Origin of the sequence: Paenibacillus sp. 22594 (assembly GCF_052044425.1) — a bacterium.
GTDB lineage: Bacteria > Bacillota > Bacilli > Paenibacillales > Paenibacillaceae > Paenibacillus_AQ.
Genome location: NZ_JBQENA010000009.1, coordinates 1 through 25,430, shown reverse-complemented (window position 1 = coordinate 25,430; position 25,430 = coordinate 1). Strand labels below are relative to the sequence as shown.

Annotated in this window: 18 protein-coding genes and 3 riboswitches; of the genes, 15 read left to right on the top strand and 3 right to left on the bottom strand. The window is 51.1% G+C overall.

Annotated elements, in window-relative coordinates; genetic code table 11:
- The first annotated feature begins 102 nt into the window (after positions 1-102).
- Positions 103-558: a MarR family winged helix-turn-helix transcriptional regulator gene (locus tag ACTJKB_RS24155; RefSeq protein ID WP_440836904.1), complete on the top strand. Its 456-nt coding sequence runs from the start codon at positions 103-105 to the stop codon at positions 556-558.
- Positions 555-2,084, top strand: a complete 1,530-nt coding sequence (locus ACTJKB_RS24150; RefSeq protein WP_440836903.1) for a DHA2 family efflux MFS transporter permease subunit — start codon at positions 555-557, stop codon at positions 2,082-2,084. The genes ACTJKB_RS24155 and ACTJKB_RS24150 overlap by 4 nt, the downstream gene beginning before the upstream one ends.
- Positions 2,085-2,158: 74 nt before the next feature.
- Here ACTJKB_RS24150 and ACTJKB_RS24145 read toward each other — a convergent pair whose 3' ends face one another.
- Entirely contained in the window at positions 2,159-2,464 is a 306-nt protein-coding gene (locus tag ACTJKB_RS24145; protein WP_440836902.1) for a zinc ribbon domain-containing protein, read from the bottom strand.
- Positions 2,465-2,555: 91 nt separating this feature from the next.
- Complete coding sequence (locus tag ACTJKB_RS24140; protein ID WP_440836901.1) at positions 2,556-3,500, bottom strand: helix-turn-helix transcriptional regulator; 945 nt, start codon at positions 3,498-3,500, stop codon at positions 2,556-2,558.
- Between the two features lie 129 nt (positions 3,501-3,629).
- On the opposite strand from ACTJKB_RS24140, the gene ACTJKB_RS24135 reads away from it, so the two are divergent.
- On the top strand, positions 3,630-4,919 hold the full coding sequence (locus ACTJKB_RS24135) for an MFS transporter (RefSeq protein WP_440836900.1): 1,290 nt from the start codon (positions 3,630-3,632) through the stop codon (positions 4,917-4,919).
- A 35-nt stretch (positions 4,920-4,954) separates the two neighbouring features.
- Here ACTJKB_RS24135 and ACTJKB_RS24130 read toward each other — a convergent pair whose 3' ends face one another.
- A complete protein-coding gene (locus ACTJKB_RS24130; RefSeq protein WP_440837070.1) occupies positions 4,955-5,629 on the bottom strand; it encodes a DedA family protein in 675 nt (224 codons plus the stop codon).
- Between the two features lie 109 nt (positions 5,630-5,738).
- Between ACTJKB_RS24130 and ACTJKB_RS24125 the strand changes: the two genes are divergently transcribed.
- The 12 genes from ACTJKB_RS24125 (at position 5,739) to ACTJKB_RS24070 (ending at position 25,152) form a co-directional block, all read left to right on the top strand.
- Positions 5,739-7,151: a polysaccharide deacetylase family protein gene (locus ACTJKB_RS24125; protein ID WP_440836899.1), complete on the top strand. Its 1,413-nt coding sequence runs from the start codon at positions 5,739-5,741 to the stop codon at positions 7,149-7,151.
- A gap of 149 nt (positions 7,152-7,300) precedes the next feature.
- The gene (locus ACTJKB_RS24120) at positions 7,301-8,659 is read left to right on the top strand and encodes a DUF58 domain-containing protein (RefSeq protein ID WP_440836898.1); all 1,359 of its coding nucleotides are present in this window, start codon (positions 7,301-7,303) and stop codon (positions 8,657-8,659) included.
- Positions 8,628-11,063 carry a DUF4129 domain-containing transglutaminase family protein gene (locus tag ACTJKB_RS24115; RefSeq protein ID WP_440836897.1) on the top strand — a complete coding sequence of 812 codons (2,436 nt, stop codon included), beginning with the start codon at positions 8,628-8,630 and terminating at the stop codon, positions 11,061-11,063. Before ACTJKB_RS24120 ends, ACTJKB_RS24115 begins: the two co-directional genes overlap by 32 nt.
- A 155-nt stretch (positions 11,064-11,218) precedes the next feature.
- Positions 11,219-12,757 (top strand): glutamine-hydrolyzing GMP synthase, encoded by a 1,539-nt coding sequence (guaA, locus tag ACTJKB_RS24110; RefSeq protein WP_074109840.1) that lies wholly within the window; start codon positions 11,219-11,221, stop codon positions 12,755-12,757.
- 209 nt (positions 12,758-12,966) lie between these two features.
- Positions 12,967-13,905: an NADP-dependent oxidoreductase gene (locus ACTJKB_RS24105; RefSeq protein ID WP_440836896.1), complete on the top strand. Its 939-nt coding sequence runs from the start codon at positions 12,967-12,969 to the stop codon at positions 13,903-13,905.
- Between the two features lie 283 nt (positions 13,906-14,188).
- Positions 14,189-14,288, top strand: a riboswitch (purine riboswitch).
- 219 nt (positions 14,289-14,507) lie between these two features.
- Positions 14,508-15,908: an NCS2 family permease gene (locus ACTJKB_RS24100; RefSeq protein ID WP_440836895.1), complete on the top strand. Its 1,401-nt coding sequence runs from the start codon at positions 14,508-14,510 to the stop codon at positions 15,906-15,908.
- Positions 15,909-16,040: 132 nt separating this feature from the next.
- On the top strand, positions 16,041-17,714 hold the full coding sequence (locus ACTJKB_RS24095; protein ID WP_440836894.1) for a phospholipid carrier-dependent glycosyltransferase: 1,674 nt from the start codon (positions 16,041-16,043) through the stop codon (positions 17,712-17,714).
- 116 nt (positions 17,715-17,830) lie between these two features.
- Positions 17,831-21,655 (top strand): glycosyltransferase family 39 protein, encoded by a 3,825-nt coding sequence (locus ACTJKB_RS24090; RefSeq protein ID WP_440836893.1) that lies wholly within the window; start codon positions 17,831-17,833, stop codon positions 21,653-21,655.
- A gap of 204 nt (positions 21,656-21,859) precedes the next feature.
- Complete coding sequence (locus ACTJKB_RS24085) at positions 21,860-22,849, top strand: glycosyltransferase family 2 protein (protein ID WP_440836892.1); 990 nt, start codon at positions 21,860-21,862, stop codon at positions 22,847-22,849.
- The gene (locus tag ACTJKB_RS24080) at positions 22,839-23,243 is read left to right on the top strand and encodes a GtrA family protein (protein WP_440836891.1); all 405 of its coding nucleotides are present in this window, start codon (positions 22,839-22,841) and stop codon (positions 23,241-23,243) included. The genes ACTJKB_RS24085 and ACTJKB_RS24080 overlap by 11 nt, the downstream gene beginning before the upstream one ends.
- A gap of 73 nt (positions 23,244-23,316) precedes the next feature.
- Positions 23,317-23,970 (top strand): class D sortase, encoded by a 654-nt coding sequence (locus ACTJKB_RS24075; protein WP_440836890.1) that lies wholly within the window; start codon positions 23,317-23,319, stop codon positions 23,968-23,970.
- Between the two features lie 123 nt (positions 23,971-24,093).
- A riboswitch (cyclic di-GMP riboswitch) is annotated at positions 24,094-24,175 on the top strand.
- Between the two features lie 73 nt (positions 24,176-24,248).
- A riboswitch (cyclic di-GMP riboswitch) is annotated at positions 24,249-24,329 on the top strand.
- Between the two features lie 13 nt (positions 24,330-24,342).
- Positions 24,343-25,152 (top strand): transglutaminase-like domain-containing protein, encoded by an 810-nt coding sequence (locus ACTJKB_RS24070; RefSeq protein ID WP_440836889.1) that lies wholly within the window; start codon positions 24,343-24,345, stop codon positions 25,150-25,152.
- Positions 25,153-25,430: the final 278 nt, after the last annotated feature.

The window sequence follows — 25,430 nt, the reverse complement described above, 5'->3', positions numbered from 1 at the left end:
TTTCAGAAATTTTCAGTAAATGGTTGACGAATAAATAGGTAAATAGTAAAATAGTTCGCATACGAAGTATTATTGAGTATGTGGATTTCATGGAGGTGATGGGTGTTGGAGGATAAAGAGCAGCAATTGGATGAAATCTTTTCTTCATTCCGTTGCATCATCCATAATTTTCAACAGTTGATGTGGAAGGATGCAGAAGAGCTGGGCATTACATCCACCCAGTTAATGGTCTTACGCAAATTGGAAGCACACCACGATGTAGGGATCACAGAGCTTGCGGACCTGCTCCATTTGGGAAACAGCGCCGCGAGTGGTGTAGTAGACCGGATGGTAAAGGCTGGACTGATAACCAGACAACGCTCGGAGAGCGACAAACGCATATTTAAGCTGGCAATGACTGAGAAAGGCCTGGAGATCAGGGAGCGAAGCAAACAGTCGCTCAGAAGCCATCTGGAGCCATTGTCGAACATACCAGCCGAAGATGCCAAGGAGCTGCTGCGATTACATGGTGAAATTATTAAAATTTTAGAACAAGGGAGAGAAAACAAGAAGCTATGAGTACAATAAATGCTAACGCTGGCGCGCCGTCGAAGACGATACGCAGAGGCCCCATTATTGCAGCCCTTCTGATTGGCGCATTCGTAGCGCTGCTGAATCAGACGCTGATGAATGTGGCGCTGCCCAAAATGATGGAGGACCTCAACATTGCCGCCAATACGGCGCAATGGCTGACCACAGGATTTATGCTGGTGAACGGGGTGCTTATTCCAATCAGTGCCTTTCTGGTGGAGAAGTTTACCACCCGGCAATTATTTACTACCGCAATGATCCTTTTTTCTATAGGAACGCTGGTCTGTGCCATAGGGACCGGGTTTGAGATGATTATGGTCGGCAGAGTGATCCAGGCTGTCGGCGCAGGTATTCTAATGCCGCTGATGAACATCGTCTTCCTGCGGATCTTCCCCATTGAAGAGCGCGGTAAAGCGATGGGCCTGATGGCGGTCGCCATGATTTTTGCCCCGGCTGTAGGACCTACGCTGTCCGGCTGGGTGGTTCAGAACTATTCCTGGCGGGTGCTGTTCTACATTGTACTTCCGCTGGCTATTTTCTCCACGCTGCTGGGGATGAAGACGATGCAGAATGTCGGAAAGCTGACTTCACCCAGATTGGATAAATTGGGTGTGGTCCTGTCCACGCTTGGTTTCGGCGGATTGCTGTATGGCTTCAGTGATGCCGGTACAGACGGCTGGAACAGCCCGACAGTATATGCCTGCCTGATTCTAGGTGTTGTATCTTTGGCTTTGTTTGTATGGCGTGAGCTTACTGCCGACAAGCCGCTGCTCGAGTTCCGTATATTCCGGTACAATATGTACTCATTGACTACAGTCATTAACATTATCGTTACGATGGCACTGTATTCCGGTATGATCCTGCTGCCGATCTATCTGCAGACGATCCGTGGCTTTACACCTATGGAGTCGGGACTGATGCTGCTGCCGGGTGCAATTCTTATGGGCGTAATGTCTCCGATCACAGGGATTATTTTTGATAAAATCGGTGCCAGATGGCTGTCCGTTATCGGTCTGATTATTACTACCGTTACCACTTGGGAATTCAGCCAGATTACCCATACAACTACGTACACCCACCTGATTCTGACGTACACGGCCCGGATGTTCGGGATGTCCATGCTGATGATGCCAATCGTAACCGCCGGTCTGAACCAGCTTCCGCAGCGCTTGGCTTCACACGGTACCGCAATGTCCAATACGCTGCGGACGGTAGGGGGAGCACTGGGTATGGCGCTGTTCGTCAGCCTGATGACCAACCGTACGAAGAGCAACATTACGGATGCTGTAATGAGCGGAGCTGTATCCCAGACTGACAAGGCGGCAATGCTCAAACTTACACAGGATGCCACGATCAACGGGATTACCCATGCGTTTACCGTAGCTACCTGGGTGACCGTTGTGGCCCTGGTGCTGGCCTTGTTCATCAAGAAAACCTCTCCGCAGCCTGATTTCCTGAAAACGGAAGAGGCGGAGCCTGTGCAGCTACAGAAAGTGAAGTCACAGCAGGCATAAGCTGCTTACTAATTATATTTGAACAAAAGGACTACCCGGCATGGGTAGTCCTTTTGCTGTATATTGGCCCTTGTTTACAGGGATTTTTGGACCCCGGCCCCTGTACTCCACCGCTTCAAACGCGGCAGGCTGTTAGCCAGAATACTTCGTGCCTCAGCTTCATCCATGCCCTCCTCTACCATGTATCCGGCGCACAGATCAGCCATCTCTTCCAGGGTAGTCTCCGGTTGCTTGAATTCCCCACTCTCGTAGCAATATACACAATACTCTTCTGTCTTACTGCCTTCGCGGTCAGTGCCCTGCAGCTCTGCCTCAGCCATCGGCATTCCGCAGCTTTGGCAGATGGGGATTCCGTTCTCACGGGATGCTGTTATTTCCACTATTAACACGCTCCTTGGATATGGATTGGGCTTCTTCAGCCCGTATTCCTTCACAGTATAAAATAACAAACCTGACAACATTCCTTCAGGTTTACAAGCTGTCTTTATATTTGGCGGCGATTTCTGCTGCGAGTCCGGCCAGTTTGCGGCGGATCGGTTCCGGTTCAAGTACCTCCACGACGGTTCCGAAGCTCAGCAAAAATCCGTACAGCCAGTTGTTTTCCGCATAAGCCACCTTAACGGTGTATCCGCCGTCTCCAGCCGGTTCCAGCTCTTCCGAATCGAAGTAGTCCTCCGCCAGATGTCTACCCTCCGCCGAAAAATGCAAAACGATGGCTTGTTTGTGCAGCGGTTCTTTCCAGCCCTCTGTCCAGGGCAGATCCTTCAGCGGAATATCCAGGCGATCGTAGCTTCGGGTTTCCTTAACCAGTGCCTTCATTCGCTGCAGCTTGAACAGCCTGAAATCCTGACGCTCAGTGCAGTATCCATATAGATACCACCCCGCACCTTTATGTACAAGTGTATAAGGCTCCACAGACCGGTGGCTGACCCCTCCGTCTGCATCGACATAATCAAAAGCTACGGCAATGCTCTCCTCCAGCGCCTCCTTGAGAAGGGACAGACGCTCTTCCAGCAGACCCTGCAGCCCCCACCAGGGGGAGAAGTCGACAATCAGCTGGGTTGTTTTGGTGCGGAAGGCCTGCGACTTGGAGGGAGGAATGACGCTGCTGATTTTTTCCATAAGCAGGTTGTGTCCAACGCCACCGTAGGAGGAGACGCTCTGCAGAGCCGTGAAAATATCCGCCAGTTCGCGTTCGGTGAGGACATTGCGGTCCAGCCGGTATCCTTCCATAAGGGCAATGCCGCCATTGGCACCCTGATAGGTGACCACTGGGATACCGGCGCCGTTAATGCTATCGATATCACGGTAAATAGTGCGTACAGACACCTCGAACATCTCGGCCAAATCCTTGGCCTGAACCAGGGGCCGGTTCATCAGTAATATGACGATGGAGAGCAAACGGTCTATTTTCACACAAACGTCCTTCTTTCCGGGAGTATTCGTACTCTCATTATCCTTATATTCTCACATGGAATCAAAGTAAATAAAAGCTTGCCAAATCATACATGTTAGAATAACATCTAATTAGATATTTATTTAATTATGAATGTGAGGGTACGCATTGTGAACATGAATGGATTGAAGGACAGCACCGTGGCAGTACTGACAAGGAAAAAGGGAGGGTATTCGCGGCTGTTCACAGCCGGTCTTGTAAATGGCATCGGTGACCGGTTCAGCAGTATCGCCATGCTGGCGCTGATTCTGAAGGTGACCGGATCGGGAATGGCGGTAGGGATCGCACTGGGGATAAGAGTCATTCCCTATCTGTTCATGGCTCCTCTTGCCGGGATACTGGTCTTGAAAATGCCGCGCAAAACCCTCATGATGGCCGTCGATATACTGCGGATACCGATTGCGCTGTCTTTTCTGTTGGTGGATGGGGAGGACAAGTTATGGCTGCTCTATGCAGGGAGCTTTATTATGGCAGCTGGGGAGGCGATTTACAGTCCGGTGCGCAAATCTTCGATTCCACTGTTGGCAGGTTCAGATGCTTTGCTTAAGATTAATAGCCTGGAGCAGTTGATGACCGGATGTGTACTCATCCTTGGGGCATTTACAGGTGGAGTTGTGTCCCTGTGGTGGGGGCCGAAAATGGGTTTTGTCCTGAATGCAGCTTCATTCCTGCTGGCGGCACTTCTGATCCGGGGCATAAGGTTTCCGGAGAATACTGTCACTGGGGATGAACAGAGTGCAGATTCTGATTCAGCAGAGTTACAGCAGGGGTTTCGAAGACGGGCTGGTCGCTTACAGACTCTCAAAATTCTGATTGGCGGCAGTCAGGTGCTGCAGATTATTATGGCCTACGAGTTACTGGTGCCCATTATCAATGGCTGGGACAATGTGCTGATCAGCGTGTATGCTGTGCAGGTTTTTCATGCGGGGGATGCCGGAGTCGGAGCCTTTTATGGCGCGCTGGGCATCGGACTCAGCCTTAGTTTTTTTGCCGGACGGCTACTGAAGAAGAGGCTGCTATCTATCGCGCTTGCCGGATTACTGATGGAGGGAATTCTGCTGATGAGTATCAGCGGCAGCAGCCACTTTGGAGCGGCCTTTGTCCTTTACATTCTACTGTCGCTGTGCGGAGGGATTGGCAATGCGTGTCTCGATACGCTGGTGATGAGGGAAACGCCTCAGGCCCAGCAGCCTGTGGTTTTTGGAATATTGGCAGCGATAAGCGGATCCCTGATTGGAGTGTCCATGTTCGGCGCAGGCTGGCTGCTGGATATGATGGGGCCGAGGGAGCTGGGATTCACAGGTGGAGCCGGCTTCGCAGGGGTGGCATTGCTGCTTGGAGGTTTTTCATTGCTGCGCCGGCGCCGGGAGAATAAGTGAAGTCAGTCATTTCAGTAACGGGTAGAAACAAATCTTCACTTGGAAGGCTCTTTGACCTTGACGGTTACCTTTGAATCCAGGTTCATTCCTCTTTTGCGCCGGAGAAGGCGGGCACTGATGCTACGCCGGCAGCGGTAGAGGATAATAAGGGCTGCAAGGCCGGCGATACCGGAGGCAATCCAGACCGCATTCTGTTCGATGAGGTGAAAGATACCCATCCATTGCGGGCCGAATATTTTTCCAATTCCTAGAAAAAGCACTACCCATAACAGGGCACCGCTGTATGCATAGAGGGCAAACTTCCGGAACGGCAGGGCGGTAATGCCGGAAAAATAGCCGGTAAAGTGCCGGACTCCGGGGATGAAGTAGCCTATGGAAACCAATATGCTGCCATAGCGGTCGAACCAGTGCTGCGTTTTCTCCAGCTTACTCTCTGAGAACAGAAACCATTTCCCATAACGGCGAATAAAAGGAAGCCCAGCCTTAAGCCCGATGAAATAAGTCACAGTCATACCAATTGTAGTTCCGGCAAAAGCTACGGCAATCAGCACAAAGAAGTCAAGTCTGCCGGTATAGGACAGAAAGCCCGCAAAAGCCATAGTAGTCTCCCCCGGAAAAGGCAGGGCCACAAACTCCAGCAAAAGTCCAAAGAAAAGTACACTATATCCGTAACTGGCGAACAATTCCTCTATCCAATTCAACATTTCCATATGGTCGTCACTCTCCAAGGGCATCATGCCTAAGTCTATTTCGGAGCTTGTCTTCATACAATCTACCAAACAGCGCAAAAAGCGCAATAGAATGCTGGAGGTAGAGAAGATGAAAGAAAGCCGGAAAAATCATATCCGCCCGATCGTTCTAAGCGGGCTGCTTGCTATGGCAGTTCTAATATTTGCAGTAGGGGGATGGGCTGTACTCTATAAGAATAATCTTCCGGCTTCCGTGACGCAAGATTTGGCCCCGGTAGCGGCGAATTCCGGCCAGCTTCAGCCACAGTCAAGCTCCTCTGCAGCCGTTGCCGCGACAGCTCTTTCCGTGAACCGCAACCCTTCACAGGCAGCGGGGAAAACTGCGACCCAAAGTGCGGCGGACCCCCGGGTTAAAGCTGCTGTTAAGACAGAAGCTGCTGTGCCGAAGAATCCCGCCCCAAATCCTCTTCCTGCGCCTAACAAGCACAAGACGGTCTACTTAACATTTGACGACGGTCCCAGCAAGATCACTTCAAAGGTGCTGGAGATCCTGCAGCAGCAGGGGGTAAAGGCGACTTTTTTCGTGCTTGGGGAGCAGGCCAGACAACGGCCGGAGCTGATCAATGCTATATGGGAGCAGGGCCATTCCATCGGCAATCATACGTATAATCATAATTACCATGATTTATATAGCGGGTTTACGGAGTTTTGGTCTCAAATCAAGCAAACCGAGGAGATTGTCCGCAATATCACAGGTGTGCGCCCGCAGCTTATACGTGCTCCAGGCGGCACGTTTGGGCATTTCGACGAGACGTATTTCCATCTGCTGAAGCAAGCGGGCTATTCCGTCATGGACTGGACAGTGGATAGCGGGGATTCCAGGCGGAAAGGGGTGCCTGCTGCGGATATTTTGAAGGAATCGGTAGGAGATATGAACGCTTCCCGTGTGATCCTCCTGCTGCATGACGGGGGCGGCCATGAACAGAGTGCCAAGGCTTTGCCGGAAATCATCCAGCGCTACAAGTCTGCCGGATATGCCTTTGGTGTACTGGATGCAGAGATGCAGCCTGTCCAGTTCAGAGTATCGGACGCAGCAGCCAAAGCTGGCCATAACGGGCCTTCCAGGGACTGGATTGCTGCAAATATAGTTCCTAACCGTGAACTGTTCACCCCGGGCAAAGCACTGGCACTGGAGGTGGGGCTGCTGGAAACCAAGCTGCTGCCCGGGGAATACAGCATCAGCGAAGGACAGTATAGGGTTCCGCTGCGTGCAGTGGTGGAGCGGCTTGGCGGCCGGGTTAACTGGGATTCAACCAGCCATAGCGGCAAAATTGTCTGGAATGACCGGACCATCATAGCGGATGCTGCGCGCAAACAACTAACCATAACAGGTGCAGATGGCAGACAGCAGATCCGCGGTGCGGATGTTCAAATGATCGGCTCTTCACTGTGGGTTCCGCTTCGGGGGCTGCTGGAGGCTGCCGGTCATGCGCCGTTGACAACAGCAGTGACCGTAGACGAGCGCAGGGTAAAAGCGCTTTGAAATGGAGCTGAACAGGAGGTCTAGGCACTCTTTTTCGTGGGAAGAATAGACAGTATCAGGCTTCGAACCGCCATATCACCTAACGGGGATGGCAGTGGGGGCTAGTCTATGACCAAAGGAAGGGTAGTCCATTGTCCTCTTCATCCTTAATGGAACAGAAACCGCTTGAACGGAAGGATCAAAATAGCGTAAATCCTACCAGGAGCCTGCCTGCCCGCTATGGCCGAAATGCCTTGGGAGAGTGGCTGAGAATGCTGGCGGTGGCTGCTGTTACTCTATCCCTGTATGTCTGGCGGGGAGGCGAGACGCTGTTGTTTCTCTTAACGGCCTGCGGAGTTCTTATGGCAGGCGGGCTGCTGCTGAAGCTCCTGGGCCCGCGTCAGGTGACGGTTACGCGAAGTTTGTCCCGTGTCAGCCTTGCAGCCGGGGATACGCTGACCGTGGAAGTGCGGGTCAGCTTCAGATCAAGCATTCCACTGCCATGGATGGTTATAGCCGACCACTGGAGCCAAGGACAACACCAGGAGTTGCTTTTTCCGGGATTCCGGCGATCGCTGACTTATAGCTATCCGCTGGAGGAAGTGCAGAGGGGTGTACACCGGCTTCACGGGTGCAGTGTAAGCTGGGGAGATATGCTCGGCTTATTCACTGGCGGCTGCCAGTCAGGGTGCGGCGACAGTTTCAAGGTCCGGCCGAGACCTTTGTACATAGGTGGCGCGGCGCTTTATAGCAGCGCGAAGGCGGGAGACGTGGCACTCAGCAGCCGTACGCGGAATTACAGCGCTGAAGCTGGTGAAATCCGCGAGTATGCACCAGGAGATCCGCTCAGCCGTATCCACTGGAAGAACAGTGCGCGCAAGGGGACGCTGCAGAGCCGTGTACCGGAGCGGGAAGAAGGACGCATGTCCTGCATCGTTCTTGCCAACACTCCCGGAGAATATCAAATTCCATACGGGGCTTTGACCCCGCGGGGGCAGCGCAGTGCTGCACCCGATGCATTTGAGCAAGCTGTTTCGGCCGCCATGGGTCTTTTGCTGGCCGCTGAACAGACTGGTTCATATGTACAGCTCTTCAGCGGCGGGTGGCCTGAGGGCATGGCAAGGCATGAAGGACTCGGGCAAATCCCGTCCAGAGTACAGGATATGCTCACCGAAATTGCCCCCGATGGCAGGCGTTCTCTAAGCACTCTGCTGGAGGATGCCTCGAAGGGCTGGATTCCCGGGATGACCGTTGCCGTCATTACAGGCCGGCTGGAGGAAGAATCTGCCCGTTCCCTTGCCCGTTTTCTGGTGCAGGGCGTGAAGGTTGAACTGTATTATGTCTGGGATCAACCCGCTCCGGAACCGGCAGGTGGTACTGAGAAGAATTCATGGAGCCCTTCTTCAACGGTCGGCGCCAGCCTGACCAGACTCGGAGCCAGTGTATACTGCCTCAGAGACAGTTGCCCGTCAAACGGATATAAGGGGGTGGGAAACCGTGGATTCCAGGAGAAGTCAACGCTTTGGTAGCGTCCAGCCGAATGCTGCAGAAGCGATTGCAGGGCCGTTAGGCATGTGGAAGAAACGCCTGGAGAAGAGGATCGGTACAAGCACTGCCTCGACCGCCCGGGACCCTTCGGAGAACAGTCAAGCTGATTACAGGGACAGCAGTCCTCTGCATTATCGGCTGCTGTTCTCTTTGGCCATTATGGGCTTGTTCATGGAATGGCTGCTTCCGCTTCTCCGGTCTTCCGTGGAGCCGGATACGCTGCGGCTGCTGTACACGCTCATGTTCTCCGCGGCAGCATTGCTGCTCTGGGGAAGCCTACGGCTTCCTAATTTTCTGCTGTATGCGGTTCAATGCATAATGATGTTCCTGACCTGGTTCTATATATGTGCCGCCAATGAAGGGGAACGCTGGCTGAGCACATATGCTGCCGGGTTTCCGGAGGATGTGGCTTTACTTTTTTCAGGACATCTCTCGGCGCTTAGCGGGAATAGCCGCTTGCTGATTCTGGTGCTGGGCTGGGGACTGCTGGTCTGCTCCGTACAGCAGCTGGCGCTATATAGAGGCAGCACGGCGCTTTTTACTCTCGTGACCTTGGTGTACCTTCTTGCACTGGATATGGGCTTCAGCGTGAGAACAACCGGCGATATTATAGTTGCTCTGGGGCTGATTCTATGGATGCAGGCTTTGAACAGTCTGCTGCGGCTAAGAGAGCGAACCGGAAGTGACTCTCTTCCTTATACGCGCTGGGGAGTGCTGACCCTGGCTGCTGCATTAATGATAATAACGGCGGCCTGGACAGGGGGGCAGCTGTACGGATCACGTCCGGGAGGGCCAATCACACTCCAACCGCTGTTGACCATGATGCAGAACTGGGCATCAGGGCAAATGGAGGAGTCCTCCCGAAAGCAACAGACCCTGTTAGGGAACACAGGCTACAGTTTAGGTGACGCAGAGCTCGGGGCTCCGCTGTCATCCAGTACGGAAGCTGTTTTTAGTGTGTTTGCCTCTAAGCCCTCCTACTGGCGCGGCGAGAGTATAGCTTACTATGACGGGCGGCGCTGGATCAGGGACGGAGCGGCATATCTACCGGTCAGTCTGACAGGGCTGCCTGTATTCAAGCAGGAGCTGTCCGAAAATGCAGGGGAGGGCCGCCGACTTGTTCAGCGCGTTCAATTCGCGGTTCCTTCCGCGGGTGGACTTCCGCTGTTCGGTGCCGGAACGGTAGCGGATATCCCGGGCGTCATCCTTGAAGACGGGAGCAGGCTTGGCTATGTGCTTGCGAATCCGGAGAAAACCAGCTTTCGGCTTCCGGAGGCGGGCGGCACGGTCAGAGTAGCAGAATACACTGTAGACTCTGTGCTCCCGGAGAGTGACCCGGCTGTGCTGGCAGCCTCTTCCGGAATAGACCCCCTGTCTGTTAGCAATGAGTATCTACAGCTTCCCGCAATGCTGCCTAAACGGGTCAGCAAGCTGGCCGCACAGCTCACGGTTTCAGCGGGCAACCGCTATGAAGCTGTCACCGCTGTGCGGGATTACCTGCAAAACGGCTTCACCTATACGCTGAAGACCCGGGTGCCGCCCCACGGGTCTGATTTCGCGGATGATTTCCTCTTCGTCACGAAACAGGGCTACTGCGTGCATTTCGCAACAGCGATGACCGTATTGCTTCGGAGCTCCGGTATACCGGCCCGTTATGTCCAAGGCTACGGGACGGGTACGCTGGCGCCGGGCTCCGTGCCGCCTCGTTATGACGTCACCCAGGGCGATGCCCACGCCTGGGTGGAGGTCTACTTTCCCGGCACGGGCTGGGTCCCGTTCGACCCCACCCCCGCTGCCGCTCTCGCCGCTGCCGGAGGCCTGGCGGCGGCCCCCCCGGCGGCTGCATCCGCGCCGCCGGGAACCCCCGCGTCCGCGCCGCGCGCAGCGGACGTCCTGCCCGCCCTACCGCAGGCGGGCGGGAATCCGCCAGCGCCGGCAGCAGCGGCGCTGGTGGGGCTGGCCGCCGCCTGGCGCTGGCGGCGCAGCCTGGCCCTGCTGCCGGCGGCACGGCGCGCCGGCAGGGTAAGCCGCGAGCGGCAGCTGCGCGCTGCCGCTCTGGCCTGGCGCGGGCTGGCGGCGCGGTACGGACCGCCGCCGCCCGGGGTGACGGCCAGGGAGTACGCCGCCTCCCTGGCCATTGAGGATGCGCGGCTGCGCGCCGCGCTCCGGCAGTTCATACGCCAGTGGGAAGCCCTGGCGTACAGCTGCCCCGCCGCGTCAGCGCAGGTGCAGCTACCCATCCCGGCCGACCCGCCGCTCCGCACAGCGGCTAACCTCAAGCACCAACGCTGCGCTGGGGCCGCAGCCGCCAGCAATAAAGCCGCTGCCGAAGGCGCCGACTTTATCGGGAGCTGTCTGGCAATTACCTTTCGCCTGACTGAATGACATTATGGCTCATCCCCATACTGTGAACATCTGCCAAATTGTTGATATTTACTTGCTGCACAAGGGCAAAACCATTGAATAAACGTGCCTTCCTTTCCTTGACGGTAAGAATTAACCATGAGTATAATGAATCCAATAATCAAGGGAGGCACGTAATGAACAAGCCAAATGAAATTATCGTCGTTCTCGATTTTGGGGGACAATACAATCAACTTATCGCGCGCAGAATTCGGGACCTGGGGGTATACAGCGAGCTTCTGCCGTACAATACGCCAATTGAGAAGATTAAGGCACTTTCGCCGAAGGGGATTGTCTTTTCCGGTGGACCAAGCAGTGTTTATGCCGAGGATGCACCTCATGTAGATCCGGCTATTTATGATTTGGGCTTGCCGATTTTTGGTATCTGCTATGGCATGCAGCTTATGGCACACCAGCAGGGCGGTAAGGTTGAACGTGCGGACAAGCGGGAATACGGCAAGGCCAACGTTGACTTTGAAATGGGCGCTGTACTTGCTACCGGACTGGATAGCGGTCAGACCGTTTGGATGAGCCATGGTGATCATGTGGTGGAGCTTCCGACCGGATTCAAGCTGGATGCCGGCACGGAGAGTGCACCGATTGCGGCAATGAGTCATGCAGACCGCAAATTCTTCGCAGTTCAATTCCATCCTGAGGTGCGCCACTCCGTGAACGGGAATGAGATGATCTCGAACTTCTTGTACGAAGTTTGCGGCTGTGAAGGCAAATGGACGATGGAATCTTTTATTGAGGATGCCATCAAGGATATCCAGGATAAAGTCGGCGACAAAAAAGTACTCTGTGCCCTCAGCGGCGGTGTAGACTCTTCAGTTGTTGCAATGCTGATTCACCGGGCAATTGGTGACCAGCTGACCTGTATGTTTATCGACCATGGCCTCCTGCGAAAAGGTGAAGCCGAGAGCGTAATGGAAACCTTTGTCGGCAAATTCGACATCCACGTGGTGAAGATTGATGCACGCGATCGTTTCCTGGGCAAGCTGGCAGGTGTCTCCGATCCCGAACAGAAACGCAAAATCATCGGCAACGAATTTATCTACTGCTTCGACGAAGAATCGGCCAAGCTGGGTGACTTCTCTTTCCTAGCCCAAGGTACGCTGTACACCGACATTGTAGAAAGTGGAACAGCAACGGCGCAAACGATCAAATCGCATCACAATGTCGGCGGACTGCCGGAAGATATGAAGTTCAGTTTGATCGAGCCATTGAATACGTTGTTCAAGGACGAGGTGCGCAAGCTGGGTGAAGAGCTGGGAATGCCGCATGCCATTGTCTGGCGTCAGCCTTTCCCGGGTCCAGGACTTGCTATCCGTGTGCTTGGCGAAGTGACCGAGGAGAAGCTGACCATCGTGCGCGATTCCGATTACATCCTGCGTGAGGAAATTGCCAAAGCCGGTCTCGACCGCGAAATCTGGCAGTACTTCACCGCATTGCCTAACATGAAGAGTGTGGGCGTAATGGGTGACGAGCGTACCTACTCCTACACTGTAGGTATTCGCGCAGTAACCTCCATCGACGGCATGACGGCCGACTGGGCACGTATCCCTTGGGATGTGCTGGAGAAAATCTCCGTCCGTATCGTCAACGAAGTGGACAACGTCAACCGCATCGTGTATGACATTACCTCGAAACCGCCTGCAACGATTGAGTGGGAGTAGGCTTAAATTCCAATACCACACCGAAACCTTCAAATCCACGATTGCCGTGGGTTTGAAGGTTTTTTGTGGATAAATAATCATATGTTTCACGCTATACGGCGAAGCCGTTTCTTCTTATTCTAATCCTATGGAAATGGTTTGGTCATTTGCATTTTTTGTGTAATGAGATGGATAATACTGTTGAAGAGTATATTTAAGGAGGAGAAGCAATGAAAGCCATCGTCATCGATCGTTATGGGGGCAAGGAAGAACTTCAGGAAAGAGAAGTGCCTAGCCCTGCTCCGCAAGCGCATCAGGTCGTAGTCAAAGTGGCCGCCACCTCAATTAATCCGATTGATTGGAAGCTGCGGGAAGGTTACTTGAAACAAATGATGGATTGGGAGTTTCCGATTATTTTAGGGTGGGATGTTGCCGGGACGATTTCAGAAATCGGCAGCGGGGTAACAGATTGGAAAGTGGGGGATGAAGTGTTTGCACGTCCGGAAACTACCCGCTTTGGCACGTATGCTGAATACACTTTAGTGGATGATCACCTGCTGGCACGCAAGCCTGGCAACATCTCATGGGAAGAAGCCGCATCGGTTCCTCTCGCAGGCCTTACGGCTTGGCAGGCGCTTTTTACCCATGGTGGACTGACTGCAGGAGAAAAGGTATTAATTCATGCTGGTGCAGGTGGCGTGGGTATGTTCGCAATCCAGTTTGCCAAACAAGCCGGAGCCTACGTTATTACGACAGCGAGTGAGCGTAACCATGAACTGCTTGCTTCACTTGGAGCTGACCAGATTATTGATTACCGTACGACCCGGTTTGAAGAGGTTTTATCGGACGTGGACCTTGTGTTCGATACGATGGGCGGGGACATACAGAAGGACAGCTTCCAAGTGTTGAAAAAACATACCGGGCGGATTATATCGATCGTCAGCAATTTTGATGAAGAGCTGGTGAGGGAGTTTGACGTAACCGCTAAAAATATATGGCTGGAGCCCAATGGCCAGCAGCTTCAGGAAATTGCCGGCCTTTTGGAGCAGGGGAAGGTAAGATCAGTGGTCGGTGCTACGTTTCCTTTTTCGCAAAAGGGACTGTATGATGCCCACGCATTAAGCGAGACCCACCATGCTGTCGGTAAAATAGCCGTATCTTTCTCTTAAAGAACCTGTCGATGTATCCCGAATAGCTAGAATATAAGAGCATTCCTAACCAGGGTGCTCTTTTCTATTGGCTAAATGGAGGGATACCCTCTCCTTGACAAGGACAAGCTAGGAGAAGGGATTAAAATTACACCGTAGAGCTGAGCTGCTCAAGCTGCTTGTTAAAGACACAAGTAAGTGTAACGTGACAAATGTCTGAATTACGAACAATATTTAAAACCTCACCCATAATGTTCGTATTTACCATTGACAAGTGATGTCATGTACACCTAAAATAATAAAGCGTTAGAGCAGCATAAATATTCGTATAATTCCGGGAATCGGCCCGGAAGTCTCTACGAGGTCACCGTAATGACCTGGCTACGATTAAGAAGAGCAAAGCCTTCACAATCCTTCGGATGTTAGTCCGAATATAAGGATTTATGTGTTTCACTGCATAAATCATCCTTATATTTCTTGCTGAGACGGTACCGTCCTTTGTATGGACGGCACAGCCGTTTGGCTTGACAGGCGCGAAGCTGTTCTTTTTTCGGGCCGGTGTCTCCCAAGATGCCGGCTTTTCTGTTGCTTTCAGACAACATACACCATAGGGGGAGAACAATTTGAACCGCTTTTTCAAGTTGAAAGAAAACGGCACCACAGTACGCACAGAGATTATGGCCGGTCTGACCACATTTATGGCAATGGCGTATATTTTGTCGGTTAATCCAGGTACACTTACCGCCTTTGGCCGTATTGACATGGGCTGGTATTCCGTATTTCTGGCAACCGCTCTTGCAGCGGGGATCTTCACCATCGCCATGGGACTGTTCATTAATTTTCCGGTAGCGCTGGCGCCTGGTATGGGCCTTAATGCATATTTTGCATCCGTAGTTTTATCGTCGGCAACCACTGACCATGAGTTTACCTGGCAAATGGGTCTGACCGCCGTATTTATTTCCGGTATTATCTTTATCTTGCTTACGATCACCCAGATCCGGCAGATCTTGCTTACCGCCATTCCTGACAGCTTGAAGCATGCCATTACCGTCGGTATCGGTATGTTCATTACCATTATCGGCCTGAAAAACAGCGGACTGATGACCATCGGCGTTGAAGCCGGCAAAGACATCGCCGCTAATAAGTTTACAGATGTACTTTCCTTTGAAACGGTTATTCATATGGGAAGCCTGGAGAACACCAATGTTCAGCTGGTCATTATCGGCCTGCTGCTGATCTCCATCCTGATGGTACTGAAGGTACGTGGTGCAATCCTGTTCGGGATTCTTGGTACCACGGTAGCTGCTATCCTTATGGGCGCTGTTGATTTCAGTACCCTGTCCAATCCGCAGACCCCTTGGGTTCCTGATTTCTCACAGCTGAATTTCTGGGAATTTGACTGGCAGGGTATCATGCACACTGGTATCGTATCTGCGATTGCCACATTCACCTTTGTTGAATTATTTGATACCTTTGGTACGCTTGTCGGTACAGCCGAACGTGCAGGAATTATGAAGGACCCTGAAGAAGGCAAGAAACGTGTCGGAAAAGCGATGTTTGTTGATGCAGTCGCTGTTGCCGGCGGTGCAATGCTCGGTACTTCCACAACTACCGCTTATGTTGAGAGTGCTGCCGGGGTTGCTGAGGGCGGACGCACAGGCCTGACTGCCGTTACAACGGGTGTCTGCTTCCTGCTGGCGCTGTTCCTGGCTCCAGTTGTGGCGCTTATCCCTGGCCCAGCTACTGCGGCTGCACTGATTATTGTCGGTGTGCTGATGGCTCAATCTATCCGCGAAATCGATTTTCAGGATATGGTTCTGGCGATTCCAGCCTTCCTGACCTTCGTAATTATGCCTTTCACTTACAATATCGCGAACGGGATCTCCTTCGGAATTGTTACGTACGTTATTCTGGCCTGTGTAGCCAACCTGGCCGGCAAAAAGAAATACGACATCCACTGGATGATGTGGGTGCTCGCTGTTCTGATCGTTCTGCGTTACCTTCTGATCGGCAGCCAGGGCTAAGTTAAGTCTATTGCGTAGTCTATATAAACCGGAACATGCAGATTTCTGTTTCAGCGGTCCCTTCTATTGAAGAAGGGGCCGTTTTCTCATATTGAGGAGTAACTTCGGGATAACCTCTGCTGTGGCCTTTTCTTGAGCCGGCATTTCGATTATATTGTTGAAGAGGTGATCCTATTGTCCGTCTTTTTCCAAAAAACATATCGGTCCTGCAAAGACAATCCGTGGCCGCTCGTACTGTTTGTACTGGGTGCCATTGTCAGGACGGTTTATCTCGGCTCTATTCCTTCGGGACTTAATCAGGATGAGGCATCCATCGGTTATGATGCTTATGCGATCCTTCATTATGGGATTGACCGCAACGGTGTCCACCTTCCCGTTCACCTCATCGCCTGGGGCAGCGGACAGAATGCACTGTATGCTTATTTATCCATGCCTTTCATTTGGATCTTCGGATTGACACCGATGTCGGTAAGAGCGCTTAGTTTGGTGATGGGCCTTTTTGGCATGATTTTTTTCTATTTATGTATGAAAAGACTGTTTCCATCCAGAGTAGCAGGCATCTTCGCCATGTTCTTTATCGCCATCAATCCCTGGCATATTATGATGTCCAGATGGGCGCTTGAATCGAACTTGTTCCCTACTTTGATCCTGATTGCTGTCTATTGTCTGCTGAGATCATTTCAGAATTCTAAATGGACTTACGGCTTCACCGTTATCCTGGCAATCTCGCTGTATGCATACGGTACAGCCTACTTTTTTGTGCCGGTATTTGCTATCTGTGCGGCATTTCTTCTATTGTATAGTAGAGCCATGAAATTCCGGACGTTAGGCTGGAACGGTATTCTATTTGTGCTCCTTGCTTTGCCTATACTATTATTTATAGTAATTAATCATTATGGGCTTCAAGAGATTGGCATGAAGCTCTTCACGATTCCCAAATTAACGATGCCCCGGGTGGAGCAGATTTCCTCTGTATTCAGCGGACAGCTCCTGCAGACGGCATCCGGCAACTTTAGTTCATTTCTCCGGCTTATGCGCAGCGGGAGTGACGGGCTGCCCTGGAATTCCATATCTCCATACGGTTATGCTTATCCAATTGCTCTGCCCTTTGCTCTGCTTGGGCTTTTCGTCCTGATGTATGAGTTCTACCAGCGCGGACGCGAAGGGCTTGTGAATATCGTCGTGCTACTCTGGCTGGGCATTGCCGTACTGATGGCCCTGATCACAGATGTGAACACCAACCGGATTAATATTATTTTCTACCCTCTGATTATGCTGGTTGCTGCAGCTGTATTCTGGCTGTATCAGAAAATTAAGCCTGCCGGTATAGTAGCGGTTTTGGCATTTGCTGTAATGTTCGGCTTTTTTACAAATACTTATTTTCGTGAGTTCCCCAAGAGCATCGGTCCAGCCTTTTATGACTCATTGGGGGAGGCTATCCAGTATGCTTCAGAAGCAACCAGCGGCAATGTCTATGTCACGGATAAGGTCAACATGCCCTATATCTATGTGCTCTTTTATGAGAAGACCAATCCGCATGACTTTCTGGATTCTGTCAAATACATCAATCCCGGAGATGCATTTCAGAGGGTCGCTTCGTTTGGGCGGTACAAATTTGGCGCTCCGGACACGCAGCCGGGACAGAAGGCATATGTCTACGGGAATAATGAGCCTGTGCCTGCAGTGAATGGAGGCTACACGATTACGCGCTTCACGAATTACAGCGTGCTTATTTATAACCATACGGAAGGTATGAATGCTGCTGATGTAGAAGGAGTGCAAGCAGAGGTTCCTAATACAAACTGACCTGAATATCACTCTGTTGTACTTCCGGATGCATCCCTTAAGCAAGGCGAGCAGGCGGAGATTTACATAACCGGCGGGAACGGCTGGATTAACATTGACGAGGTGAGGTTGGAACGATGATCAAGAGTACACGCGCGGCCGCAATGATGCTTTTAATGCTGTTATTGTTCATTCTCCCTGTAACAAGCATTCATGCAGCAGGCAATTTATTGCAGAATCCGGGCTTCGAGGATGGAGAAGAGGGTGCTCCTTCGGGCTGGACCAAGGATATGTGGATCGCAGGGGACAACTCCGGGCTGCTTTCTGTGCAGTCTGAGGATGTCCATTCCGGAAGCAAGGCAGCAGTTATAGAGAATCTGGAGCCCAATCACCTCAAATGGGTACAGACGATTGCTGTTTCGGCTAACAGCTACTATAAGATCTCCGGCTATATCAAAATCGTCAGTACCGCAGGCGAGGGCCTTGGTGCGAACATTTTCCCGGTAGGCATCGGAGGCGGTTATCCCGCTACCAAGGATACGGCTGGAGATTGGCAGTATCTTGAGTTCTACGGCCAAACGGGCCCCGAACAAAAAGAGCTGGGCATCGGCGCAGCCCTGGGCGGCTATGCCAGTCTGATTCAAGGCAAGGCTTACTTTGATGATTTGTCAGTAGAGCAGGTAGATGCCGCTCCTGGAGGAGCCAGTGTCATCTCGCTGGATAGCGGAGCGGCAGCAGCCCAGAACGGAAGCAGCAAAGCTGCTGAGACACCGCACAAAGTATCGCCTGCCAAGCTTCTGTTGCTGTCGGCGGTATTTAGCGTCTTTTTCGCTTTCTTCTATAATAGGGCATTCCGCAGTGACCGGCTTCTGAAGCAGCAAGATGTTATCTATACCAGATGGCTCTATGTTGTCTTCGGCGCAGCTTTGATCCTGCGGATCTGGATTGGATTGACCGCACAAGGATATCAAAATGACATGAATACCTTCATCGCCTGGGGTCAGCGTCTTGTGGACCTGGGGCCAGGCAAGTTTTATGAAAAGGGGTATTTTGCCGATTATCCTCCTGGATATCTTTACATATTATATGTGCTTAGCCTCATTCGCGGGCTGTTCGGATTTGCACATGGCTCCGGAGGAGAAAATCTGCTCTTTAAGCTGCCGGCAATCATTTCCGACTTGGTACTGGGCTGGCTGATCTACCGCGCAGGCCGCAAGAAGCTTGGTTCCGGTGTGGCTATCGGCCTGATGCTGCTGTTCCTGTTCAATCCGGCTGTCCTGATGGATTCTGCTGCTTGGGGGCAAGCGGACTCGTTCTTTTTAGTGTTCCTGCTGCTCAGTATTCTGAGTGCCTCGGAACAAGGATTTGTGCGTTCGGCTATCTTTTTTGCTCTGGCCACGCTCATTAAACCACAGGCACTAATATTCACGCCTGTTCTGCTGTTTGCCTTCTATCATCACCGTGCGTGGAAGCAGCTGGCGGTCGGTGCCCTTTACGGTCTTGGCATCTTTGCTGTGCTGGCCGCTCCATTCTTCTGGAATAATGGCGGACTCGGAGGACTTATCGACCTTTATAAGGGAACCTTATCCTCCTATCCTTATTCCACGGTGAATGCCTTTAATCTATATGCGCTGACCGACCCGATGTGGGCTTCGATTGATTCCATGTGGCTTGGGATTACCTACCGTGCCTGGGGCTTTATTTTCATCCTGGTAGCCGTTGCCCTTGCAGCGTACTACTCTTTCACAAAAGACCGCAAAGATCTGTCGAAGTCCTTCTTCATCGGTATGGTTCTGATCATAATCGTGTTCGTGTTCGGTACCAAAATGCATGAACGTTACATGTACCCGGCCTTGATCCTGTGTCTGTTCACCTATATTGAGAGCCGTGACCGGCGGTTCTTGACTCTGTTCCTCGGCTTTACTTTGACACAGTATCTTAATGTAGGGTATACACTGGCCCATCTGAACGCCGGCAATAACCCGCCTTCAGACGGAATTGTGCTGGTGACTGCAATTGCCAATATCGCTTTGGCGTTATATATGCTGTACGTAGGCTATTCCGTATATGTCCGTAAAAACATCAAAGAGCTCGCATCACCGGCCACTCCATCAGAGAAGTATGATGCCGATATGGAACTCGCTGAGGGAATCCGTCCGCTGGTGAAGAGCGTCAAAGCCGGCAGGTTTAAGCTGCAGCGCAAAGACTGGATTTGGATGCTGGGCATTACCGCCGTATATGCGGCACTGGCATTATTTCATCTGGGCTCTACCAAAGCCCCGGAAACCCTGTGGGAACCGGCAGCCAGCGGCGAGAGCTTTTATGTAGACCTTGGCCAGAGCAGACAACTGGAACGTGTGAATATATTCGGCGGTGTCGGGACCGGCAAATTCAAGCTGGAGTTCAGCGAGTCGCCGGATGTCTGGAACAGCCCGCTGGACGTCAACGAAGATGTCGGCAATGTGTTTATTTGGAAAAGCCAGCCTTTGAACGTAGCGGCAAGATATGTGAAACTGACTGTTACATCGCCAGGCTTCACTTTGAATGAGATGGCCTTTTATGAACAGGGGGGAGGCAAAACACCGCTTCCGGTAGCTAGCGTTACACCTGATGGTGCTGCTGCCAAGAGAGGCCAGCCGTCCAATCTGTTTGACGAACAGTCGATCATTCCGGAAAACTCCGGATTCATGAACAGCACCTACTTTGATGAAATCTATCATGCCCGCACGGCCTATGAGTATGCACATGGTATTGTTCCGTATGAGAATACCCACCCGCCGCTTGGTAAGCTGCTGATCTCGGCCGGCATGGAGCTGTTCGGCGTCAATCCGTTTGGCTGGCGGATCATCGGTACTCTCTTTGGCATCGCAATGCTGCCGCTGATCTATATCATGGCCCTGAGGCTCTTCAAAAAGAGTCTCTACGCCGCACTTGCCGCCGGATTGTTCGCTCTCGATTTCATGCACTTCACCCAGACGCGCATCTCCACGATCGATGTCTACGGCGTATTCTTCATCATGCTGATGTTCTATTTCATGCAGCGGTATTTTACAATGAATTTCTATCGTGTACCGCTGCGCCAGACGCTGGTCCCGCTATTCTGGTCGGGTCTGTTCTTCGGAATCGGCGTTGCCTCCAAATGGATTGTAATCTATGGAGGAGCCGGGCTTGCTATTATGCTGGCGCTTGGCTTATTTGAACGCTATAGAGAATACAAGGCGGCGGGGCGTTTGCTGTCTGAGGGCAGAGTGGGGGATCAGGAGCTGAAGGCGGCCTGCCACACCGCGGCCGGATCATTCTGGAAGAATACTATCATTACCCTGCTTAGCTGCCTGTTGTTCTTTGTAATTATTCCAGGCATTATCTATAGCCTGTCCTTTATCCCTGTACTGTCCGTCTCGGCGGATGGCTACACGTTCAAAGGCCTGATCGAAGCCCAGAAGAACATGTACGATTACCATAGCCAGCTTGTTGCCACCCATCCGTTTGCATCCTCATGGTGGGAATGGCCGTTCATGAAACGGCCGGTGTGGTTCTTCAGCGGGGGAGAAGGCCTGCCTGAAGGCAGGGTTAGCAGCATCGTCACGATGGGGAATCCGCTGATCTGGTGGACCGGAATCTTTGCTATGCTGGCTGCGGTCTGGTTTACAGTGAAGCGCAAGGACAAGAACCTGTACATGATCTGGATCGGGTTCTTCTCACAGTATGTACCGTGGATGCTCGTGCCGCGTGAGACATTCCTTTACCACTATTTTGCGATGGTGCCGTTCATGATTCTTGCCATTGTATATATCATGAAGCTGTTCGACAGCAAATACCCCGAAGCCCGCTACATGCGTTATGCATATGTGGCCGGAGCCGCACTGCTCTTTGTATTGTTTTATCCCGTACTGTCAGGTATGCAGGTCAGTAAAGACTATGTGGACGTTATGCTGCGCTGGTTCCCTTCTTGGGTATTCTAGTGTACTGGCAAATGCTTGCGAAGCAGCTGCATATCTTTTGATTTATGTAGTAAATGACTAGGCATATGCTTCTAAGGCGGTTTTGTATGAAGCCGATCTGGAAGCATATGCTGACAAAACCTAGGTTTATGCTTCCGAGGCGAGTTTTGAACGAAGCGATTCGGATGGATGCATGGGCTCACAAAACTTTTAGGAGGAACAAAGGTGAAAGCCAGATACAGTGTAATTGTCCCCATGTTCAATGAGGAGGAAGTCATTCAGCATACGTATGAGCGTCTCAAGAAGGTAATGGACGGTTGCGGCGATTCCTACGAGCTGGTCTTCGTCAACGACGGAAGCCGGGACCGTACAGCCGAGATTATGCGCGGGGTCAGCCGTCAAGATGAGCATGTCAAGCTGATCGATTTCTCGCGCAACTTTGGCCATCAGGTAGCGATCACGGCGGGGATGGATTATGCTGAAGGCGAGGCGGTCGTGGTTATTGATGCGGATCTTCAGGACCCGCCGGAGGTTATTTTGCAGATGATCGCGAAGTGGAAAGAGGGCTATGATGTTGTTTATGCCAAGCGGCTCAAACGCCACGGAGAGACTTTTTTCAAAAAAGCAACTGCGAAGATCTTCTATCGTTTGCTGAGCAGCATGACAAGTGTGGATATTCCTACAGATACAGGGGATTTTCGTTTGATTGACCGTAAAGTATGCGATGTGCTGCGTGGTCTGAAGGAGAAGAACCGTTATGTGCGAGGACTGGTAAGCTGGGTGGGCTTCCGGCAGACCATGGTGGAATACGTTCGTGAAGAGCGCTTTGCCGGCGAAACCAAATATCCCCTGAAGAAAATGATCCGGTTTGCGCTCGACGGCATCACCTCCTTTTCCCATAAACCGCTGAAAATCGCCTCATACATTGGCTTTTTTCTTTCCTTCTCGAGCTTCCTTTATTTGTTCTTCGTTTTATTCCAAAAGGTTTTTACTTCTTGGACCGTCCCGGGCTGGGCTTCTATCGTGGGCGTCAACCTGCTGTTTAACGGCATTGTGCTCATGCTGCTTGGTGTAATTGGTGAATATATCGGGCGGATTTATGATGAGTCCAAGGATAGACCGCTGTATATCGTGCGCGAGACTAAGGGCTATGGTGACGTTGAGAGTGATGTAGAGCGCGCAGACATGCGGAAGGAAAGCGATTATGTTAAATAAAAAACTGAATGCAGGCTTTGTGCAGTTTTTAAAATTCAATGCCGTTGGCCTGCTGAATACATTGATTGATTTTGTGGTATTTACCCTGTTGCATTCGCTTGGGATGATGAATACACCGGCACAGATTATTTCATACAGCACCGGTACAGCCAACAGCTTTATTTGGAATAAAAAGGTGACCTTTAAGGACCATAACCGCGGGAGCCAGGACGGCTTTGACCGGATGCAACTGGTTAGGTTTATTGTACTGAACCTCGTAGTGCTGGGCATTTCGGTGCTGCTTATGCATTTGCTGACAGACCGCTTCGGTCTTCAGGTGCTGATTGCCAAAGTGCTGGTTACCGGTGTGACTGTGATTATCAATTTTTTCGGAAGCCGGAAGTGGGTATTTTGAAAAGGCTCCTTCAAAGGAGGAGCCAGCTTTGTCTGCTTGGGTCTGCACAAACTAACTTATGGGGGTGATGTTCATGCGCAAATTCTCTTATCTTATTATTCTTGCCGGGATTCTGATTATGCTGTACCCCAAAGCAAACGAGTGGTACAACGATTGGCAGCAGCAGAAGCTGCTGGAAGAAGCTGAACAGGCATATAGTGAAAGTGCGCCTTCAACGTCTCCGCAGTCCGACCTGAGTAAGCGGTACGCCGAAGTCACGCAGCTTCTTGCAGAGGAGTCCTCTGGAGATCAGGCGGAGGCGACGGAACCGCCATCCCCTGAAATCCGGTTGGGTGGGAAGATCACAGGCATCATCCAGATCGATAAAATCAATCTTAAGCTCCCTATCCTGGAGGGCGCCACCAAAACCAATATGAAACATGCCGCCGCTCATATGCAAGAGACTGCTGCAATTGGGCAGGTTGGTAATGCTGCGATTGCAGCACACAGATCAAGAACGGCCGGCCGGCTTTTTAACAGATTGAATGAAGTTGCGATCGGCGATACCATATCCGTACAGACGAGTGGGCATGATTACCGCTACGTAGTGTATGATATCTCGATTGTTGAACCTACGGATGTTTCCGTCTTGAATGGCAAGGGCGATGACAAAATACTCACACTGATTACTTGTGATCCATTGGTTAATCCAACCCATCGTCTGATTATTCACGCTAAGTTATCCTGAATTCGATAAGCTGTGACTTGGAAGTCCGATATTGTAAAAATTTTATCAATAAATAGTAGGAATCTAGTGATTTAGATCTTGTATATAGAGATGAATATGGTAGTATATAACTATAAAAGCTAAGCACGATAACGGCAAACCTATCGAAAGGTAGGGACGCAAAGCTAAAGGGCCTTCCCTCTATGGATGGCAGCCAGCTACCGAATGAAGAGGCTTTTTTTGTTTAGTCTTATATGAATCTAGTAGATCACTTTTAGAAGTGAGAACAGATAAAGCTTATACGATAACGGCAAACCTATCGAAAGGTAGGGACGCAAAGCTAAAGGGCCTTCCCGAATGGATGGCAGCCAGCTACCGAAAGGGGTTTTATCCATGAAAAAGATCTATTTTATGCTATTGACACTGTTCGTAGTCGCCACTTCCGTCCAAGTAGGCTCGGCAGAAGCTGCCAGCACGGAAACAGGCTGGTTAAATACATCGCAGCTGAACCAAGGTGTAATCGCAGTATCTTATGACGTACCGAATGACAAACGAATTAAGCTGATGATCACCAAGGACAATAACAGCTACACTTACAATCTCTATGCATCTAAGCCAACAGAAACATTCCCATTGCAGCAAGGTAATGGTTCTTACAAGGTTTCGGTTTTGGAGAACACTACCGGCAACAAATACAAAGTAATTTCTTCAGAAACAGTAGATCTGAGCCTGGACAATGCTAACGCCGTATATTTGAGCTCTGTACAGAATGTGAAGTGGAGTTCTTCCGATAAATCAGTTCTCAAAGCCGCCCAGTTGACACAGGGCTTAACCACCGACGAACAAAAGGTGAAAGCAATCTACGACTTCATCGTTTCCAATGTGAAATATGACTATACTCTGGCCTCTACGGTTACGACAGACTATATTCCGAACAATGATAATACACTCATCACCAAAAAAGGCATCTGCTACGATTATGCCTCATTGTTCGCAACCATGCTTCGCAGTCAAGGCATACCTGCTAAGCTGGTAATGGGGAATACAAGCTATGTGACCTCCTACCACGCATGGAATGAAGTATTAATTAACGGCAAATGGGTAACTATCGATACTACAGTCGATGCTGGACTGGGTAAGAGTAACCAAGCTACAGGATTGATCAAAGTAGCAAGCAAATACTCGGCCGCTAAGTTCTACTAATAATAGTAGAAGCGTAATTCAAATAAACGCGATTTGAAGATAACCCACTTAAAAATTAAGTGGGTTATCTTTCTTTTTTAAAAGGGTTGCTTTTTCGTATGACAATAGGGTATTATAAATAAGCGTTGTTGGAGCACTGCTAAGTAAATATGAATGACTAAACAAGTGATTCGAAAAAAGCTTGCATTACTCGAATGAATGTGATATATTATAAGAGTTGCTGGTGACGAGATAATCGGCGCCGACGACGAGCTTGATCTTTGAAAACTGAACAACGA

Bases quoted from the DNA above. Each gene is read 5' to 3' on its own strand.
- ACTJKB_RS24150 (WP_440836903.1), top strand. From the start codon at position 555: ATGAGTACAATAAATGCTAACGCTGGCGCGCCGTCGAAGACGATACGC.
- ACTJKB_RS24135 (WP_440836900.1), top strand. From the start codon at position 3,630: ATGAATGTGAGGGTACGCATTGTGAACATGAATGGATTGAAGGACAGC.
- ACTJKB_RS24130 (WP_440837070.1), bottom strand. From the start codon at position 5,629: ATGGAAATGTTGAATTGGATAGAGGAATTGTTCGCCAGTTACGGATAT.
- ACTJKB_RS24125 (WP_440836899.1), top strand. From the start codon at position 5,739: ATGAAAGAAAGCCGGAAAAATCATATCCGCCCGATCGTTCTAAGCGGG.
- ACTJKB_RS24120 (WP_440836898.1), top strand. From the start codon at position 7,301: ATGGAACAGAAACCGCTTGAACGGAAGGATCAAAATAGCGTAAATCCT.
- guaA (WP_074109840.1), top strand. From the start codon at position 11,219: ATGAACAAGCCAAATGAAATTATCGTCGTTCTCGATTTTGGGGGACAA.
- ACTJKB_RS24105 (WP_440836896.1), top strand. From the start codon at position 12,967: ATGAAAGCCATCGTCATCGATCGTTATGGGGGCAAGGAAGAACTTCAG.
- ACTJKB_RS24090 (WP_440836893.1), top strand. From the start codon at position 17,831: ATGATCAAGAGTACACGCGCGGCCGCAATGATGCTTTTAATGCTGTTA.
- ACTJKB_RS24080 (WP_440836891.1), top strand. From the start codon at position 22,839: ATGTTAAATAAAAAACTGAATGCAGGCTTTGTGCAGTTTTTAAAATTC.
- ACTJKB_RS24075 (WP_440836890.1), top strand. From the start codon at position 23,317: ATGCGCAAATTCTCTTATCTTATTATTCTTGCCGGGATTCTGATTATG.
- ACTJKB_RS24070 (WP_440836889.1), top strand. From the start codon at position 24,343: ATGAAAAAGATCTATTTTATGCTATTGACACTGTTCGTAGTCGCCACT.